Source organism: Pseudomonas sp. 58(2021), assembly GCF_017491585.1.
Taxonomy (GTDB): Bacteria; Pseudomonadota; Gammaproteobacteria; order Pseudomonadales; family Pseudomonadaceae; genus Aquipseudomonas; species Aquipseudomonas fluorescens_BT.
In genome coordinates this window covers 1-17,349 of record NZ_JAFGYZ010000011.1, presented here as the reverse complement: position 1 = coordinate 17,349, position 17,349 = coordinate 1, and the positions used below count along the sequence as shown (strand labels likewise).

Annotated in this window: 16 protein-coding genes; 6 read left to right on the top strand and 10 right to left on the bottom strand. The window is 60.3% G+C overall.

Annotated features, from left to right (window positions below; translation table 11 throughout):
* Window positions 1-36: 36 nt before the first annotated feature.
* The 6 genes from yghU to J5M72_RS14335 form a co-directional block, all read right to left on the bottom strand.
* A complete protein-coding gene (yghU, locus tag J5M72_RS14360; protein WP_207865980.1) occupies window positions 37-876 on the bottom strand; it encodes a glutathione-dependent disulfide-bond oxidoreductase in 840 nt (279 codons plus the stop codon).
* Window positions 877-1,004: 128 nt separating this feature from the next.
* Window positions 1,005-2,504, bottom strand: coding sequence for a glycine betaine/L-proline transporter ProP (proP, locus tag J5M72_RS14355; RefSeq protein ID WP_207865978.1), 1,500 nt, complete (start codon window positions 2,502-2,504; stop codon window positions 1,005-1,007).
* Window positions 2,505-2,684: 180 nt separating this feature from the next.
* Window positions 2,685-4,067, bottom strand: coding sequence for an LLM class flavin-dependent oxidoreductase (locus J5M72_RS14350; RefSeq protein ID WP_207865976.1), 1,383 nt, complete (start codon window positions 4,065-4,067; stop codon window positions 2,685-2,687).
* Between the two features lie 35 nt (window positions 4,068-4,102).
* Complete coding sequence (locus J5M72_RS14345) at window positions 4,103-4,948, bottom strand: amino acid ABC transporter permease (RefSeq protein ID WP_169429933.1); 846 nt, start codon at window positions 4,946-4,948, stop codon at window positions 4,103-4,105.
* On the bottom strand, window positions 4,945-5,766 hold the full coding sequence (locus tag J5M72_RS14340; RefSeq protein ID WP_169429934.1) for an ABC transporter substrate-binding protein: 822 nt from the start codon (window positions 5,764-5,766) through the stop codon (window positions 4,945-4,947). The genes J5M72_RS14345 and J5M72_RS14340 overlap by 4 nt, the downstream gene beginning before the upstream one ends.
* Window positions 5,767-5,875: 109 nt before the next feature.
* On the bottom strand, window positions 5,876-6,676 hold the full coding sequence (locus J5M72_RS14335) for an AraC family transcriptional regulator (RefSeq protein WP_169429935.1): 801 nt from the start codon (window positions 6,674-6,676) through the stop codon (window positions 5,876-5,878).
* 96 nt (window positions 6,677-6,772) lie between these two features.
* Between J5M72_RS14335 and J5M72_RS14330 the strand changes: the two genes are divergently transcribed.
* The 3 genes from J5M72_RS14330 (at window position 6,773) to J5M72_RS14320 (ending at window position 11,107) form a co-directional block, all read left to right on the top strand.
* Window positions 6,773-7,729 (top strand): threonine dehydratase, encoded by a 957-nt coding sequence (locus tag J5M72_RS14330; RefSeq protein ID WP_207865974.1) that lies wholly within the window; start codon window positions 6,773-6,775, stop codon window positions 7,727-7,729.
* A gap of 103 nt (window positions 7,730-7,832) precedes the next feature.
* The gene (locus J5M72_RS14325; RefSeq protein ID WP_207865973.1) at window positions 7,833-9,377 is read left to right on the top strand and encodes a class I SAM-dependent methyltransferase; all 1,545 of its coding nucleotides are present in this window, start codon (window positions 7,833-7,835) and stop codon (window positions 9,375-9,377) included.
* Window positions 9,378-9,571: 194 nt separating this feature from the next.
* Window positions 9,572-11,107 carry a GGDEF domain-containing protein gene (locus tag J5M72_RS14320; RefSeq protein ID WP_207865971.1) on the top strand — a complete coding sequence of 512 codons (1,536 nt, stop codon included), beginning with the start codon at window positions 9,572-9,574 and terminating at the stop codon, window positions 11,105-11,107.
* A 48-nt stretch (window positions 11,108-11,155) separates the two neighbouring features.
* On the opposite strand, the gene J5M72_RS14315 is transcribed toward J5M72_RS14320, so the two are convergent.
* Together J5M72_RS14315 and J5M72_RS14310 are read right to left on the bottom strand one after the other, a co-directional pair.
* The gene (locus J5M72_RS14315) at window positions 11,156-12,277 is read right to left on the bottom strand and encodes an alkene reductase (RefSeq protein WP_169429939.1); all 1,122 of its coding nucleotides are present in this window, start codon (window positions 12,275-12,277) and stop codon (window positions 11,156-11,158) included.
* A gap of 106 nt (window positions 12,278-12,383) precedes the next feature.
* Window positions 12,384-13,061 carry a type 1 glutamine amidotransferase domain-containing protein gene (locus J5M72_RS14310; protein WP_169429940.1) on the bottom strand — a complete coding sequence of 226 codons (678 nt, stop codon included), beginning with the start codon at window positions 13,059-13,061 and terminating at the stop codon, window positions 12,384-12,386.
* A 211-nt stretch (window positions 13,062-13,272) separates the two neighbouring features.
* Here J5M72_RS14310 and J5M72_RS14305 point away from each other — a divergent pair, with 211 nt between their 5' ends.
* Window positions 13,273-13,857, top strand: coding sequence for a TetR/AcrR family transcriptional regulator (locus J5M72_RS14305; RefSeq protein ID WP_207865969.1), 585 nt, complete (start codon window positions 13,273-13,275; stop codon window positions 13,855-13,857).
* Window positions 13,858-13,980: 123 nt separating this feature from the next.
* Here the strand turns inward: J5M72_RS14305 and J5M72_RS14300 are convergent, their stop codons facing one another.
* Window positions 13,981-14,919: an AraC family transcriptional regulator gene (locus tag J5M72_RS14300; protein ID WP_207865967.1), complete on the bottom strand. Its 939-nt coding sequence runs from the start codon at window positions 14,917-14,919 to the stop codon at window positions 13,981-13,983.
* 21 nt (window positions 14,920-14,940) lie between these two features.
* Window positions 14,941-15,774, bottom strand: a complete 834-nt coding sequence (locus tag J5M72_RS14295; protein ID WP_207865965.1) for an oxidoreductase — start codon at window positions 15,772-15,774, stop codon at window positions 14,941-14,943.
* Window positions 15,775-15,962: 188 nt separating this feature from the next.
* Between J5M72_RS14295 and J5M72_RS14290 the strand changes: the two genes are divergently transcribed.
* Both J5M72_RS14290 and J5M72_RS14285 read left to right on the top strand, forming a co-directional pair.
* The gene (locus J5M72_RS14290; RefSeq protein ID WP_207865964.1) at window positions 15,963-16,406 is read left to right on the top strand and encodes a TspO/MBR family protein; all 444 of its coding nucleotides are present in this window, start codon (window positions 15,963-15,965) and stop codon (window positions 16,404-16,406) included.
* Window positions 16,407-16,416: 10 nt separating this feature from the next.
* Window positions 16,417-17,349, top strand: a 933-nt coding sequence (locus tag J5M72_RS14285; protein ID WP_207865961.1) for an alpha/beta hydrolase, incomplete at its 3' end; no start/stop codon positions are given.

The window sequence follows — 17,349 nt, the reverse complement described above, 5'->3', positions numbered from 1 at the left end:
GGGCGCCCCCTGGTTTTTGTTATCGGGTGCGAGCGATCAGTCCAGATCAGCCGCCTCATGCCGTTCCGGCACCTGGCTCGCTTCATCACCCCAGGTGCGGTTGACGCGCTGCCCACGAATGACCGCCGGCCGTTTGGCGATGTCCTCGGCCCAGCGCTGTACATGGGTGTATTCGTGAGCCGAGAGAAATTCGGCCGCGCCGTACACGTTGTTGCGCACCAGTTGTCCATACCACGGCCAGACCGCAATGTCGGCGATGGTGTAATGGTCGCCGGCAAGGTAAGGGCTCTCGGCCAGGCGTCGATCGAGCACATCCAGCTGACGTTTGGCTTCCATGGTGAAGCGGTCGATCGGGTATTGGAGTTTCTCCGGCGCATAGGCATAAAAATGCCCGAAACCGCCACCCAGATACGGAGCGGAGCCCATCTGCCAGAACAGCCAGTTCAGGGTTTCGGTACGACCGGCGAGGTCGGTGGGCAGGAAGGCGCCGAATTTCTCGGCGAGGTAAAGCAGGATCGAGCCTGACTCGAACACCCGGATCGCCGGCTCGACACTTCGATCGAGCAGTGCAGGGATCTTGGAGTTCGGGTTGATCTCGACAAAGCCGCTGGAGAACTGATCGCCTTCACCGATGCGAATCAGCCAGGCGTCGTATTCGGCCTCAGTGTGCCCGAGCGCCAGCAACTCTTCGAGCAGGATGGTGACCTTGACGCCATTGGGCGTGGCCAGCGAATACAGTTGCAACGGATGCTTGCCGACGGGCAGGGTCTTGTCATGGGTCGGCCCGGCGATCGGGCGGTTGATGTTGGCGAACTGGCCGCCGGACGGAGCGCTGTGTTTCCAGACCTTGGGTGGTACGTAAGGCGCCTTGCTCATGAAACGGACCTCGTCGTCAGGTTGCTCAATGGATGTGAGCCGGTAGTAAGCTACCGGTTCCTGCCGAACAGAACACCACAGAAGGGCGTTTGAATTCCACCCTGTTGTCACATCAACTCTTCATATCGTTATTCGATCCGCGGATGCTGCTGCACCAGGTGTTCGCGCTTGGCTTCCAGTTCGGCGATTTCGGCGTCGATGTCTTCGATCTTCTGTTCGATGTTGTCGTGATGTTCTTGCAGCAGCTCCTTGGCTTCCTCGATATCGGAGGCTGCAGGGGCTGCGCCGCGTAGCGGTTTGTTGGCGGTTTCTTTCATGGTCACACCGGTGATCAGCCCGACGACGGCAGTCACCATCAGGTAATAGGCCGGCATGTACAGATTCTGGGTACTCTCCACCAGCCAGGCCACGACGGTCGGCGTCACACCGGCGATCAGCACCGAGACGTTGAACGCACTGGCCAGCGCGCTGTAGCGGATGTGAGTCGGAAACATCGCCGGCAGCGTAGAGGCCATGACGCCAATGAAAAAGTTGAGCACCACGGCCAATATCAGCAGGCCGGAAAAGATCAGGCCGATCTTGCCGCTGTTGATCAGCATGAACGCTGGAATGGCGAGGATGAACAGACCGATGCTGCCGAAGATGATGAAGGGGCGACGGCCGATCTTGTCGCTGATGAAACCGATGGCAGGTTGCACGAACAGCATGCCGACCATGATTGCGATGATGATCAGCACCCCGCGATTTTCGCTGTAATGCAGGTTGTGCGAGAGGTAGCTCGGCATGTAGGTCAACAGCATGTAATAGGTGACGTTGGTGGCGGCCACCACACCGATGCAGGTCATCAGGCTGCGCCAGTGTTTGGTCGCGACTTCCTTGAACGACACTTTCGGGCCGCCGGCCAGACCTTCGCGGTCACCTTGTTCAAGCTTCTCGACATGCTGCTGAAACGCCGGCGTCTCTTCGAGCGCATGGCGCAGGTAAAGACCGATCATGCCCAACGGCAGGGCGAGGAAGAAGGGCAGGCGCCAGCCCCATTCCTGGAATTTTTCTTCACCGATGATCGCGGAAATCAGTACCACCACGCCGGCGCCGAGGACGAAACCGGCGATGGAACCGAAGTCCAGCCAACTGCCAAGGAAGCCGCGTTTGCGATCCGGCGCGTATTCGGCGACGAAGATCGAAGCGCCGGTGTACTCGCCTCCGACCGAAAAGCCCTGAGCCATTTTCGCCAGCAGCAGGAGTATCGGCGCCCAGATGCCGATCGAGGCATAGGACGGAATCAGCCCGATGGCAAAGGTGCTGAGCGACATGATCACGATGGTCGCTGCGAGGACTTTCTGTCGTCCGTACTTGTCCCCCAGCGCACCGAAGAACAGCCCGCCCAGCGGCCGGATCAGGAACGGTACCGAGAATGTCGCCAGTGCCGCGATCATCTGCACGCCGGGATCGGCGCCGGGGAAGAAAACCTTGCCCAGCACATAGGCAACGAAGCCGTAGACGCCGAAGTCGAACCACTCCATCGCGTTGCCCAGCGCCGCAGCCGTGATGGCCTTGCGCATCTTGGCGTCGTCGACAATGGTGATGTCTTTCAGTCCGATCGGGCTGACGCTTTCCTTTGATTCCATGGGATTCACTCTGCATCTGATCTGTCTTTGTGCAAACCGAATGGCCCTAAGAGGCGAGGGCCAGAGCGGTTCACCTTGGTCGATGCCATCTCTTTGATGGCACGGCTTCTTCCAGATCAGATACAAGTGGACACGAAAAAATTCACCACTGATTTCGTTTTTTACCGATGGCGAAAGTGGTTACAGCGCTCGGTCGAAACGAAACGATGCCCCATAGGCCGAGGCCGGCAAGTGACTCGAGCCATCGTCGCGCAGCCTTGAACGAAACGTTCCGCGCTGAGGTTCGGTGCGATACAAACCGCGCTTCTGCAACTCGGGAATGATCAGTTCGACGAAGTCTTCAAGGCTCCCAGGGCTGATCAGCGGATTGAGCATATAGCCGCTGGTGCCGGAAATCCGCGCGTGTTCTTCGATGCGATCAGCGACCTGTTGCGGTGTGCCGACCAGAATCAGGTCAGTGCCGCGAGTGACGCTGGCAAAGCGCTGTTTGACGTCGCCCGCGGTCAGCGGCTTGCCGCTGCCATCGGGGCGCATCACGTAAGAGGTCAGGCCTTCGGTGTGTGTCGAGAGCGCATCGCCGTCGGCGTAGCGGCTGATATCGATGCCGGTGTCACCGGCGTAGCTGACCAGTTGTGCCTGCAAGTGATAGTTGCTTTGCAACTCGTCGTATTTGCGCTGGGCCTCGATTTCGGTTTTGGCGGTGACGATGCGCAACACCGTCAGTGACTTCACATCTTCACGCTGACGGCCGCGTGCCTGGGCCTTGGCCCAGATATCTTCCAGGCCCTGACGGATTTCCTGAGGGTTGGATTTGGCAATGAAGATCAGCTCGGCATGCTTGGCCGCAAACTCGCGACCGCGCCCCGACCAGCCCGCCTGGATCAGCAACGGCGTGCGTTGTGGCGAGGGAGAGGTCAAATGCGGGCCGGCCACCCGATAATGCGTGCCTTCGTGATTGATCGGGCGCACCCGGTCGCCTCTGGCATAGAGCTGGCGGGCCTTGTCGGCGACCACGGCGTCGTCGGCCCAACTGCCTTCCCAGAGCTTGTAGGCCACATCGAGAAACTCTTCGGCGCGCTCGTAGCGATCATCGTGTCTGATCATTTTTTCCAGCCCGAAATTGCGCGCTGCACTCGACAGGTAAGACGTGACGATATTCCAGCCGACCCGGCCATTGGTCAGGTGATCCAGCGTGCTGAAGCGCCGGGCATGGGTAAACGGATGTTCATAGCTGGTGGTCACGGTGACGCCAAACGCGAGGTTTTCCGTCACGGCAGCCAGCGCCGGAATGATCATCAGCGGATCGTTGGCCGGCGCTTCCACGGCCCATTTCATGGCCGCATCGACATTGCCGCCGAACACATCGTAGAAGCCCAGCACATCACCAAAGAACAGCATGTCCAGGTGAGCCTGATCGGCAATCCGGGCCAGGTTCGACCAATAGCCCAGCGAGTTGATCGCCAGTCGTTCGTCAGCCGGGTGCGTCCAGAGGCTCGGCGCACCGCCGCACCCGACACTGGCTTGTTCATAGAGCGCAAACAGCAGAGGTTTAGGATCGGACATCTTGGTTCCTGCAAGAAATCATTGAACGGAGTAGCTCATCGCTGATGCTTGAAGCCTCTGCCGTAATGGCGTTCGAGGCGATGCTGGATCAGTTCGAGACCGATGGACAACAGCCAATAGATGACCGCTGCGGTGGTGAGCATTTCGATGTAGCGGTAGGACGAGCGCCCGTACGACTGCGCCAGGAACATCACTTCCCAAACGCCCATGACCGAGATCAACGATGAATCCTTGAGCATCGAAATGAACTGGCTGGTGGTCGGTGGAATGATCGTGCGCATGGCTTGCGGCAGAATGATGTGCACGAATGTCGCTGCCGGTCTCAGACCCAGCGCAGCTGCCGCTTCACGCTGCCCCGGTGCAACCGCGAGGATGCCGGCGCGAAAGATTTCGCTGAGATACGCACCGTAGTTGAGCGAGAGGGCAATGATCCCGGCACTGATGGCGCCCGGCACGATCCCCAGTTGCGGCAGGCCCAGGTAGATCAACAGGATCTGAATCAGCAGCGGCGTACCGCGAAAGAACGAGGCGTAGAAACTCGCGATACCGAACGCCACAGCGCTGCGCGACAGGCGCGCAAGCGCCGTGACGAAACCCAGCAGCAACGAAAACCAGATCGAGCACAAGCACAGGAAAATCGTCAGCGCGGCGCCCTGCAAAAAGCCGTTCGGCCCCAGATGCAGGCCGACGAGGTTCGGCCACTTTTCCAGAATGATCGAAAACTTCAGATCGAAGCGCATGAAAAACAGCACGCACAAGCCGAACAGCACCGCCCACGTCAGATACAGGCGAGTGCGAAAGCCGAACAGCTGACGTATCAGTTGTGGCTGTTTTTCCGGGGTGACAGTGGTTTTGGCCGGATGAGGATTGAGAGCTGTCATTGGCTGATATCGGAACCGATCCACTTCCTGGATATTTTGCTCAACGTGCCGTCAGTCTTGAGTTGCGCGATGACCTCGGTGACTTTCGCATTCCATTGCTGATCGCCTTTTTCGACCGCTACCACGTTCGGCTCGGCATACAGTGGATCTCCGGCAATCTTGAAGCGCGGGTCCTGGGCGATGCGTTCACGGGCGGTGATGAGGTTGGTGACCATGGCATCCAGGCGCACGCCGGTGCCCAGTGCCAGATCCTGGAAGGCGACGGTTTCGTTGTCATACGGCGCGATCTGGACACTGTCGAACGGATAGCTCAAGGGCTTGTCCTCGGCGCCTTCGATGACCAGATTCTTGTTCAGGTAGGCCTCATAAGTCGACGCACTGATCACGCCGACTTTTTTGCCGGACAAGTCCTTGCCCGTGACGATGTCCTTGTCCTTTGCATTGACCACGATCACTGCCGGTGACTGGTAATACTCCACGGGGAAGTCGAACACTTCAGCCCGCGCCTTGCTCGGTGTCATCGAGCACACGCAGATGTCGTAGCGACCGTTCCAGTGCCCGGCGGCAATCACGTCCCAGGACGGGGTTTCGAGTTTCAGCTTGACCCCGAGACGTTCGGCGACAGCCTTGGCGACATCCACATCGAAGCCGTCGAGTTGGTTCTGGTCATTGAGAAAAGAGAAGGGCGGGTAGCTTTCCATCAGGACGCCGGTCAGCTCACCCTTTTGCGTGACGCGATCAAGAATGGGCCCCGCGAAAGCGACAGAACAACTGGCGACCAGCGCCAGGCCGAGGGTCAAAAGTGCCGGGGTCTTCACGTGCGGTGCTCCAGTCAGAAAAAATCTGAATAGATTAAAACGCACTATAAAAATAGTTTGTACTTCGTTTTTAGAATATGGATCTTGCTTGAGGCTATATCGATGTCCGCTATCTGCGCAATTGCGCCGGACTCACGCCCAGTCGCTGCTTGAACGCGCTGGTCATGTGCGCCTGGGAATTGAAACCGCAGGCGAGGGCGATTTCCGACAGGCTGGCGCGGGAGTCGCGCATCAATGCACGGGCCCGGGCCAGGCGTCGATCAATCAGATAGCTATGGGGACTTTTGCCAGTGGCCTGCTTGAAGGCGCGCATGAAATAGCCTTCGGACAGTTCAAGCATTTGCGCCATGGTGTGAATGCCGAGCGGACCGTCGAGGCCGGCGTCGATGAACTCGTCGAGCAGGCGCATTCGGCTGCCGGTCATCGAGCCTTGGGGCGACGGCGTGTCTTTGCCTTCGGTGCGCTCGGCCAAGGCGAGCGCCCAGGTTTCCCAGTCATCGTCCACTGAGGCTTTCAAAAAGGCGCGGCGCATTCGTGAGGCGAGGTGAATGGCCTGCGGGTCGATGCGATTGTTGAACACCTGCTCGCCCGACAGCGTGGTGCCGTCGGTGCGGATGACCCGCAGGTATTCACCGCCCATGGGTGACTCGGACATCACATCACAGTCGACGGGGACGAACGCCAGACTATTGGGCATGGCATCAAAGGGGCGCACCCGGTCGCTGCCGATGGCGTGCACGCCGCGTTGGCTGTCGAAGGCAAAACCGATTGCCGACTGTGCCGCCACATAGCGGGTTGCGTAGGCGGCGCCGGGCAGCAATTCGATCGCCCACGGGCCAGCCTCGATACGACGGACCGGTTCCGGGGCGACGGGTGATGGTGGGCGGTTGCGAGGGCTCATGAACGCCATAGTAGTGAAGAGCCGACGCAAAAGTCAGGTCAGTTTTTTGAAAGCCGACTGGCAGGGCACGTGCCTAGACTGGAGCAAAGCCCAAGGAGACGTTCCATGCACACCCTCACTCGCGAAGACATCGAACAGGCTGCCCGCCAGGTTTACCAGGTGATGCCGGCCACCGCCCAGTATCGCTGGCCGCTGCTGACCGAACGGCTGGGCTGCACGGTGTGGGTCAAGCACGAAAACCACACACCCACCGGCGCGTTCAAGGTGCGCGGCGGCATTACCTTCATGCACTGGCTGCGCCGCGAACACCCGAACGTCAAGGGTATCGTCTCGGCCACGCGCGGCAATCACGGGCAGAGCCTGGCACTGGCGGCCAGTGCCGTCGGATTGAGGGCGTTGATCGTGGTGCCGAAGGGCAATTCGCTGGAGAAGAACAACGCCATGCGCGGATTCGGTGGCGAGGTGGTCGAGTTCGGGCGCGATTTCGATGAGGCCCGTGAGGAAGCGGCGCGCCTGGCGCTGGAACATGGGCTCTACCTGGTACCGCCCTTCCACACCGAGCTGGTCAAAGGGGTAGCGACCTATGCGCTGGAACTGCTCAACGCGGCGCCGGATCTGCACACCCTCTACGTGCCGATCGGTTGCGGCTCGGGCATTTGTGGCGTGATCGCCGCTCGTGATGCACTGGGTCTGGATACCCAGGTCGTGGGGGTGGTCTCCACGGAAGCGGCAGCTGCCAAGTTGTCTTTCGAGGCGAAAACGATCTGCGAGACCGCCTCCGCCAATACCTTTGCCGACGGGCTGGCCGTGCGCAAGCCGATTGCCGAGGCGTTCGAAGTCTACGGCGCCGGCGCAACAAGGATCGTCGCGGTCAGCGAGGACGAAATCGCTGAAGCCATGCGCGTGTATTACACCGACACCCACAACCTCGCAGAAGGCGCCGGCGCCGCGGCACTGGCGGCGTTGATGCAGGAGCGGGACAGGATGCGGGGCAAAAGGGTGGGGGTGATTTTGTCCGGGGGCAACATCGACCGGGCGGTGTATGCACGAGTGATCGGCTGATAGACGCAGCCTGGCTGCGGGGTGTCGCTTTTCCGCTTGTGATTGGTCCTGGCTACCCCTTATAAGATCGACTTTTACTTTCGATATAAAAAGGGTGTCACGCATGAGCAATGCCTGGAACGAAGGTTATTTCACGGACGAAGGCTACACCTACGGCTATAGCCGCGAGATCAATCCGGTTTTCCAGCGCTATTGTTTGTTGCTGCGGGGTTTTGCCACGCTGGAGAATACCGACGGTTATCACTGCGAACTGGGTTTCGGTCAGGGTGTGTCGATCAACATTCACGCGGCGGGCAATCCGGGGAGCTACGTCGGCACCGATTTCCATCCGGGCCAGGCGGTCCATGCCATCGGGCTTGCGAATGACTGGGGCAGCGATGCGCGGCTGTATGACGACAGTTTCGAGCAACTGTTGGCCCGCCATGACCTGCCGCAGTTCGACAGCATCAGCCTGCATGGCATCTGGACCTGGGTCAGCCGTGACAATCACAAGCTGATCGTCGAGTTTGTCCGTCGTCACCTCAAGCCGGGCGGTCATGTGTACATCAGCTACAACTGCTTCCCGGGCTGGTCGCCGCTGGCGCCACTGCGTCAGTTGTTCAGTCTGCATGACCGTTTTGCTTCGCAAGCCTCGGCCCGGCCGGACCAGCGTATCGACGCCGCGCTGCAGTTCTCCGAAGCCTTGCTGGCCGCCAACCCCAACTACGCCAATTCGGCACCGAATCTGGATGCCAAGCTCCAGAGCATCAAGGGTCAGAATCGCCAGTACGTCGCCCATGAATACTTCAACCGCGACTGGAATTGCATGTACTTCACTGACGTGGTCGATGCCCTGGCTCCTGCCAAACTCGACTACGCCACGACGGCTGTGCCGCTGGACTCGGTAGACCTGCTTAACCTGAGCGCCGAAGGCATGGAATTTCTGGAAGGCATCGAGCATCCGGTCATGCGTGAGCAGGCGCGTGATTACTTCGTCAATCAGAACTTCCGCCGGGACCTTTACGTGCGCGGCGCCAACCGGTTGTCCGCCTTCGAACACCGCGAGCGCATGCTCAGTACCCGTTTCGTACTGTTGCAAACGGCAGACAGCGTCGCGGTCAGCGTCACCGGTCCGGCGGGCTCGGCCACGTTGCAGGCCGAGATTTACGGTCCGGTGCTGGACGCGCTCGCGGACGATGCCTATGTGCCGAAAACCCTGCGCCATTTGCTGGAGGCCTCGCCGTCGTTGAGTTATGGCGATGTGGAGCAGGCTCTTAACGTGTTGATCGGGATGGGCGCCGTGGCACCGTGCCAGAGCGAAGCGGCCGAGCAACAGGTGCAGGCACGCTGCACCACCCTTAATCTGCAACTGTGCAGACGCTCGCTGTTCGACCACAAGATTCAGGTGCTGGCCAGCCCGGTCACCGGCGGTGGCGTGACGGTCAGCCGTTTCCAGCAGTTGTTCCTGATTTCGATCAAGCAAGGCAAGACCCGTCCGGCCGACTGGGCACTGCTGGCGTGGGGCATCATCGGCGGTCAGGGAGAGGGCTTGCTCAAGGACGGCAAGGCGCTGACCACCGCTGAAGAAAACATTGCCGAACTGACCGAACAGGCCGAGGCGTTTGCCGAGCGTTCGCTGATCGTTCTCAAGGCGTTGAAAATCGTCTAGCGGCAAAAAAGTCTGGTTGGGTCCGGTTCATCGAGCCGGCCGATCAGCGAACAGTTCATCGAGGGCCTGACACGCCGTTGCTGCGCCTTCGATGGACTGCTTGTATCCTGCGCGGCCCTGTACATATGGTCGCTGTTGTTGCCGCGGTCCGACAATGGCCGTGACGGAAAACGGACTTTCCAAAAGGTAATGATGTGAAGCGTGATACCCACCTCGTGATGCTGTTGCTGTTTATCATCGGTTGCTCTCTGGCGTCGCTGACCATCTGGAAGGTGCTGGGCTCTCGGGAGCGGGCCCTGGACGAGGTGAACGTCCACGGGTTGAACCTGACTCAGGCGCTGGCAACCTATGCCGAAGGCATCGTTCGGCAAAGCTCGCTGCTCTTGCTCGGGCTCGTCGAGCGTCTGGAAACCGAGGGCAGCGGCCCTGCGCAGATCGAACGATTGAATGCGCTGGTCAACCGTCAGCTGCCGCTGATGCCGCAGCTCAGTGGCATCACCATCTACGATAATCGCGGCCGCTGGCTGATGTCCTCCAACCGACCGATTCCGGCCGGGGCCAACAGCCGTGACCGGGACTATTTCATTCATCACCGTGACGATCCCTCTCGCGAGCCCTTCATCGGCCCGCCCATCCGTAGCCGCTCGAATCAGGAGTGGGTGATTACCGTCAGCCGCCGCTTCAATGACGCGAGCGGAGAATTCGCCGGTGTGGTAGCGGTCACCCTGGGGGTCGAAAACTTTCTGCGACTGTTCGGCAAGCTCGACGTGGGGCAGGAAGGCGCCATCGGTCTGTCCTATACCGACGGAACGCTGCTGGTGCGCTATCCCTTCCGCGAACAGGACATGGGGCGCAATTTCTCCAAGTCGCCCATTTATGCGAAGTACCTGGTGGACCAATCGGTGGGCACCGCGTCCTACACTTCCAGCCTCGACGGGGTGGAGCGGCTCTACGCGTTTCGCAAGAGTGAGAAGCTGCCGCTGATCACCACGGTCGCGCTCGGCAAGCGCGAAGCATTGGCGGCGTGGCGACTGGAGGCGCTTCTGTCGATGGTGGTGGTCGCGTCGTTGCTGGGGCTCACTGGCGTGATCGGCTGGTTTCTCATTCTCGATATACGTCGGCGTACCCAAGTGGAAGGGGAGTTGCGGCTCACTCAACAGCAGTTGCTCGGTTCAAACCGGCAGCTGGAATTGCTGGCGATGAAGGATGCGCTGACCGGCCTGGCCAATCGCCGCTGTTTCGATGAAACATTGGCCATGGAAGCGCGCCGGGCTCAACGGGACGGGGCCTCGCTGGCCTTGCTGATGATCGATATCGACTACTTCAAGTTGTTCAACGATTCCCAGGGGCATGTTGCCGGCGACGCCTGCCTGCACCAGGTGGGGAAAGTACTTGAGGCATGTGTGCGGCGACCGTCGGATCTGGTGGCACGTTATGGCGGAGAAGAGTTGGCGATCATCCTGCCCGACACCGATGGCGAGGGAGCGACGGTCGTGGCGCAACTGATTCTGGAGCGACTGACGCAAGCGCACATTGCTCATCCGGCGAGCCCGTTCGGTCGGGTGACGGTCAGTATCGGCGTCACCGCGGCGACCGGTCCGCAACTGGGCGTGGCGCAAGCTCTGATCGAGATGGCAGATCAGGCGCTGTACCAGGCGAAGAGCACAGGGCGGAACCGGATGGCAAGGATAGTTCCCGGCGACAGCGCCCGTTCACCACAGCCAGTTTGAGCGGTGCTGAACGGGCGGGTGTTGCGTCTTACCGGTCGTGGCCAATCATCACGCGTACTCGGGGTAGTCCACATACCCTTCGGCATTGCCACCGTAGACCGTGGCCGGATTCAGTGAATTCAGCGGCCAGTCATTGGCGATGCGCGCCGGCAGGTCCGGGTTGGCCATGAACGGGCGACCAAAAGCCACGAAATCCGCCAGCCCGGAATCGAGCAACTGCGCACCGGATTCTGCGGTGTAGCGCCCGGCGTAAATGATCGCGCCGCTGAAGGTGTCGCGCACTGCCTGGCGGAACGTGAGTGGCATCGCCGGCGCATCGTCCCAGTCGGCTTCGGCGATGGACAGATAGGCAATGCCCACGTCCTGCAGCACCTTGATCGCTTCGATGTAAGTGGTGTGCGGATCTTCCTCGACCATGCCCAGGTAGGTGCGTGCTTCATCGGTGGTGGTGAACAGCGGGGCGAAACGCACACCGACTTTTTCTCGGCCGATGCACTCGGCAACCCCGGCCACCACTTCACGCAAAAAGCGCAGGCGATTGTGCAGCGAGCCGCCGTACTGGTCGGTGCGCAGATTACTGTGAGCCGAGATGAACTGGTTCACCAGATAGCCGTTGGCGCAGTGCAGTTCGATCCCGTCAAAACCTGCCTCCATGGCATTGCGCGCGGCCTGGATGTACAGCTGGACCAGTTCCTGAACTTCATCGGTGGTCAGTGCGCGAGGGGCGGACGGTGGCACCAGGGCGCCGGCGCCGGGTGCGGTTTCGATGAACACGCTGACCCGGTCAGTGGCCACCGCAGAGGCTGAAACCGGTGCGGCACCGTCGGGTTGCAGGGCTGTATGGGACACGCGCCCCACATGCCAGAGCTGGGCGAAGATCACGCCCTCTCTGGCATGGACGGCCTCGGTGACCTTGCGCCATCCGGCGATCTGCTCAGGGGTATGAATGCCCGGCGTCCAGGCGTAACCCTGGCCTCGCGGCTCGATCTGCGTACCTTCCGTCACCAGCAGACCGGCGCCCGCGCGTTGCTGGTAATACTCGGCCATCAACGCGTTGGCGATGTTGCCCGGTTGGGTGCTGCGCTGGCGGGTCAGGGGCGGCAGCACGATGCGGTTTTTCAGGGTGTGACGACCCAAAGTGCCGGGTTTGAAGAAACTGCTGTGATTCATGGATGTACCTTGATTGGGATTTATTAGACCAGTCGACTAGTTGTCGGGCCAAAAAAAGACGCCGTGCAAAACGCGCACGGCGTCCGGATTGATGACGGCTGAAAAGTCAGCCGAGCAGCTTCAACAGTTTTTCGGCGACAGCGGCGGAGCTGGCTGGGTTTTGACCGGTGACCAGTTTTCCGTCAGTCACTACGTGCACCTGCCAGTCGGCGACTTTGGAATAACGGGCGCCGAGGCGCTGGAACTCGTTTTCGACCAGGAACGGCACCACATCCGTCAGACCGACCGCTGCTTCTTCGGAATTGGTGAAACCGGTGACGTCACGGTCCTTGACCAAGGGCTTGCCCTCGGCGCCGAGCACATGCCGCAGCACACCCGGGGCGTGGCAGACGAAACCATGAGGTTTGTTGCTGCGGGCGAAGGCCTCGATCAGGGCGATGGAATGCTTGTCTTCGGCCAGATCCCAGAGCGGGCCGTGGCCACCTGGATAAAACACCGCATCGAAATCTTCGGCGCTGACATCGGCCAGGCGCCCGGTGTTCGCCAGCGCGTGTTGCGCCGCCGGATCCTTGCGGAATCGATCGGTTTCGGCGGTCTGGGCGTCGGGTTCGTCGCTTTTCGGATCAAGCGGTGGCTGGCCGCCGGCGGGCGAGACCAGCGTGATATCGGCGCCGGCGTCCTTGAAGGCGTAGTAGGGGGCGGCGAACTCTTCGAGCCAGAAGCCGGTTTTCTTGCCGGTGTTGCCGAGTTGATCGTGGGAAGTCAGAACCATCAAGATTTTCATAGAGCACCTTGGGTGGGACGGGTGTCGTGGCTGTGCGAGGGATTCGCACACGATCGACACCGGGGAAAAGGTTTGTCGGGGCGCAGCATAGTTTCCAATTAGACCAGTCGTCTAGTAATTTTTTATCCGCATGTTTTTCATGGACCGGTGTGGCAAACTCCCGTTCCTTCGAGTTAAACGACTGGTCTATTGCCTGGTAATCTGCGCCCCGATGAAACCGACCTACGATGACACCCGCCAACACCTGCTCGACACCGGCCACCGGATGATGGCCGAGAAGGGCTTCACCAGTGTCGGCCTGAACGAGATCCTGCAAACCGCCGGTGTGCCCAAGGGCTCGTTCTATCACTACTTCAAATCCAAAGAGCTGTACGGACAGGCGTTGCTCGAGGATTACTTCGTCTGTTACCTGGCCGACATGGAGCGACGCCTGACACTGCCCGGCCTGAGTGCCCGCGAGCGACTGATGGATTACTGGCAGGGCTGGCAGGATCGCTGCACGCTGGAAGGGCACGGTGACGAGTGTCTGGTGGTGAAGCTCAGTGCCGAGGTGGCCGATCTGTCCGAGGCCATGCGCCTGACCTTGCGTGATGGCGCCGAGCGCGTGGTGGCGCGCATCACCGTTTGCATCGAACAGGGCCAGGCCGATCAAAGCCTGCCCGACGGCGATGCCCGGCAACTGGCGGAAACCCTGTATCAGCTTTGGCTGGGGGCGAGCTTGCTGAACAAACTGCAACGTACCGGGCAGTCGCTGGACACGGCGATGACGACCACCCGGCGATTGCTGGGCGTCTGAACGTTTTGCGTCGTGCCCCTTGCCGTGTCGAGCCGGTTGACCCATTTGCGGTTGCGAGCTGGAATCTGGAACGCTTGCGAAAGTATGCCGGCGCAAGGCTGGCGAGCGTGAAAAGCCTGCCAGCTAATGCGATGAAACATACTCCGAGGGCGTAGTCGGCGCAGGCAAGGCGTACGTCGCCTTCATCCACTCAATCTCCGCTTGCGGCGTTCTGCCAAAGAAGCGTTTGAACTCGCGACTGAATTGCGAGGCGCTTTCATAACCCACGTTGAACGCCGCTGCCGAAGCGGTCATGGCGTTGCGCAGCATCAACAGCCGCGCCTGATGCAGACGTGTCGACTTCAGATATTGCATCGGAGAGGTATCCGTCACGCTGCGAAAGTGCAGGTGAAAGTTCGGTACGCTCATCCGCGCTTCGTGCGCAAGTTGCTCCACGTCCAGGCGCTCCTGGTAGCTGCTGTGGATCTTGCGGATCGCCCGAGTCACCTTGCCGAAATGACCCTGTCGATTGAGCGCGGCACGCATCGAGCCGCCTTGCTCGCCGGTCAGAATGCGGTAGTAGATTTCCCGCATCAGCGATGGCCCCAGTATCTGCGCGTCCCTCGGAATACTCATCGCTTCGAGAAAACGCAACGTCGAAGCGCGGAGCTTGTCGTCCATCGGTGAGGCGTACATGCCTTTGGGCTGCGCGTCGCTGGGGCCGTGAAGGTCATCCACTTGCTGCATCAACTCGCTGGCCAACTGGAAGTCGAGGTGCATGTAGATCGCGAGCATCGGCTCGGCCTCCGTGGCATCGGTTTCCATGGTGAAGGGGATGGGCACGGACACCACCAGATAATGCTGAGCGTCATAGACGTAGACGTCATCGCCCCGATAACCGCGTTTCTGGCCCTGACAGAGAATCACGATGCCCGGGTCGTACAACACCGGTGTGCGGGTCAGTGGCCGGTTCGAACGCAGGAAACGCACGCCTTCAAGTGCACTGAGGTTATAACCCTCGACTGGTGCGAGGGTTTTCATGAGCTGCACCATGCGCGAGGTGTCTGCGTCGGCCTGCTTCATTGCGTTCTCTCTATTGGCCGCTCAGTGGTCGGTGGAGCGGGTCAAGGCTTCCCACTGATCGATCTCGTCGCTTGCGTGTTTGAGCTTTTCACGCACCAGGCGCAACGCGTCACTGCCCAGGAGCACGTGTGTCGGTGGGGTCGGACTGGCAATGATCTGCAACATCGCCTGGGCCGCTTTTTGCGGATCGCCGAGTTGCTTGCCGCTCTTTTCTTCACGCGCCTTGCGCACCGGATCGAAACTGGCGTCGTAGTCGGCAATGCTGCGCGGCGTGCGCTGCATCGAGCGACCGGCCCAGTCGGTTCGAAATGAACCCGGTGCGACGGCAGTCACGAAGATATTGAAGGGCTCCAGTTCTTTGCTCAGCGTATCGGAGATGCCTTCAAGCGCAAACTTGCTGCCGCAGTAGTAAGCGATTCCCGGCATTGTGATCGTGCCGCCCATGGACGTGATATTCAAAATATGGCCCGCCCGCCGCTTGCGAAAGAAGGGCAGGAACGCCTTGATCACGGCAACGGCGCCGAACACGTTCACGTCGAACTGGCGGCGCATGTCTTCCAGCGGCGCCTCTTCGAAGAGGCCTTCGTGACCGTAACCGGCATTGTTGATCAACACATCGACCGGGCCATGCGTCGCTTCAACCTGCGCGATGACTTCATCGATCCGGTCGAAGTCCGTGACATCCAGCATCACCCCGTAAGCGTTATCCACGGAGAGTGATTGAAAGGCGTGCAAGTCGGCTTCCTTGCGCACGGTGCCAATGACGCGGTGGCCGGCCGCGAGTGCTTCCTTGGCCAGCGCATGGCCGAAGCCGCTGCTGACGCCGGTAATGAAAAGGGTCTTGGTGGTGGTCATGACAGGCTCCGGTGAATGGGTTTCAGCCCATGGTATCCATCGAACAAGCGCCCACCTATGTCGGTTAGTCTTTGAGCATTGCCTATTCCTATCAGCGATGCGAGATAACGGCCGATGAACTTTTTACGTGGCTCCGGGCATCCAAGCAGGAACAGACCCAATGCGCTGATATCAGCCAAGGACAGACGATGACCTTTCTAATTTTCCTGTTGGCCTGCGGTGCGGCAGCGAGCACCGGGATGATTTTCCAACCGGGCCCATGGTACGAATCGCTGGTCAAACCACGCTTCACACCGCCCAACTGGGTGTTTCCCGTTGCCTGGACAACGATCTACCTGTTGCTCGCGTGGGTCGGCTATCGTCTGACCCTGACGCCCGGCAGCGAAACGGTACTCGCTTTGTGGGCAGCGCAAATTGCATTGAACACCCTGTGGACGCCGGTGTTCTTCGGCGCGCATCGACTCTTCGCCGGCATGCTGATCATCACGCTGCTGTGGCTGGTGGTCGCCGCGATGGTGGTGTTGGCCTTGCGCCTGGACGTGATTACCGGATTGATCCTGTTCCCTTATCTGGCATGGCTGTGTGTCGCGGCGGCGTTGAATTTTTCCATTCTGCGCAACAACCGCGAATAAAAAGGACGAAATGAAGACATCAATGGACTGGCCCGCAGACGAAAACGAGCTGGCGCAATTGCGCGCATTCAACAGGAAGCTCGCCCGTCTGCCGCGCTTTCGCATCCGCAATCGCATCACGCCGCGAGTGATTCAGTTGCTGTTGCGCCTCAGCCAATTGGGCGGCGCAAGAAAGTTGCTCAAGCACGGGCTCGAGGCCGAACGCAAAGTGGTGGGCGTCGACGGCGCATCAGTGCCGGTGCGGATCATTCGGCCAAAGACAAAGGCCAAAGGCGTAGTGCTGGATTTTCATGGCGGCGGCTGGGTCATCGGCAACGCGCAGATGAACGACCCCCTCAACATCGCCATGGTGAAAGCCTGCGACGTGGCCGTGGTCTCCGTCGATTATCGGCTTGTGGTCTCGACGCCGATCGAAGGCGTCATGCAGGACTGCCTCACGGCGGCACGCTGGCTGCTGAGCGATGACTGCCGCGAGTTTGCGAACCTGCCCGTCATCGTCGTGGGCGAGTCGGCCGGCGGCCACCTCGCCGCCGCGACCCTGCTGCAACTCAAACAATGGCCGGACTTGCTCAAACGGGTGAGCGGGGCGCTGCTGTACTACGGCGTCTACGACCTGACCGGAACCCCCAGCGTACGCAACGCCGGGCCCGAGACCTTGCTGCTGGATGGGCCAGGGATGGTCGAGGCGCTGCAAATGCTCACGCCGGGATTGAGCGATGAAGAACGCCGGCAGGCGCCGTTGTCTCCGTTGTACGGCGACTTCACCGGATTTCCGCCGGCGCTGATGTTTGCCGCGGAGCTGGATCCGCTCAGGGATGACACGTTTGAGTTGGCTGAGCGTTGGGGTAGGGCGGCTGAGGTTGAAGTGCATTTGTTGCCGGAAACGGCGCATGGGGTGATTCATTTTCCGTTGGGGTTGGCGGGGAGGGTGCTTGGGTATAGT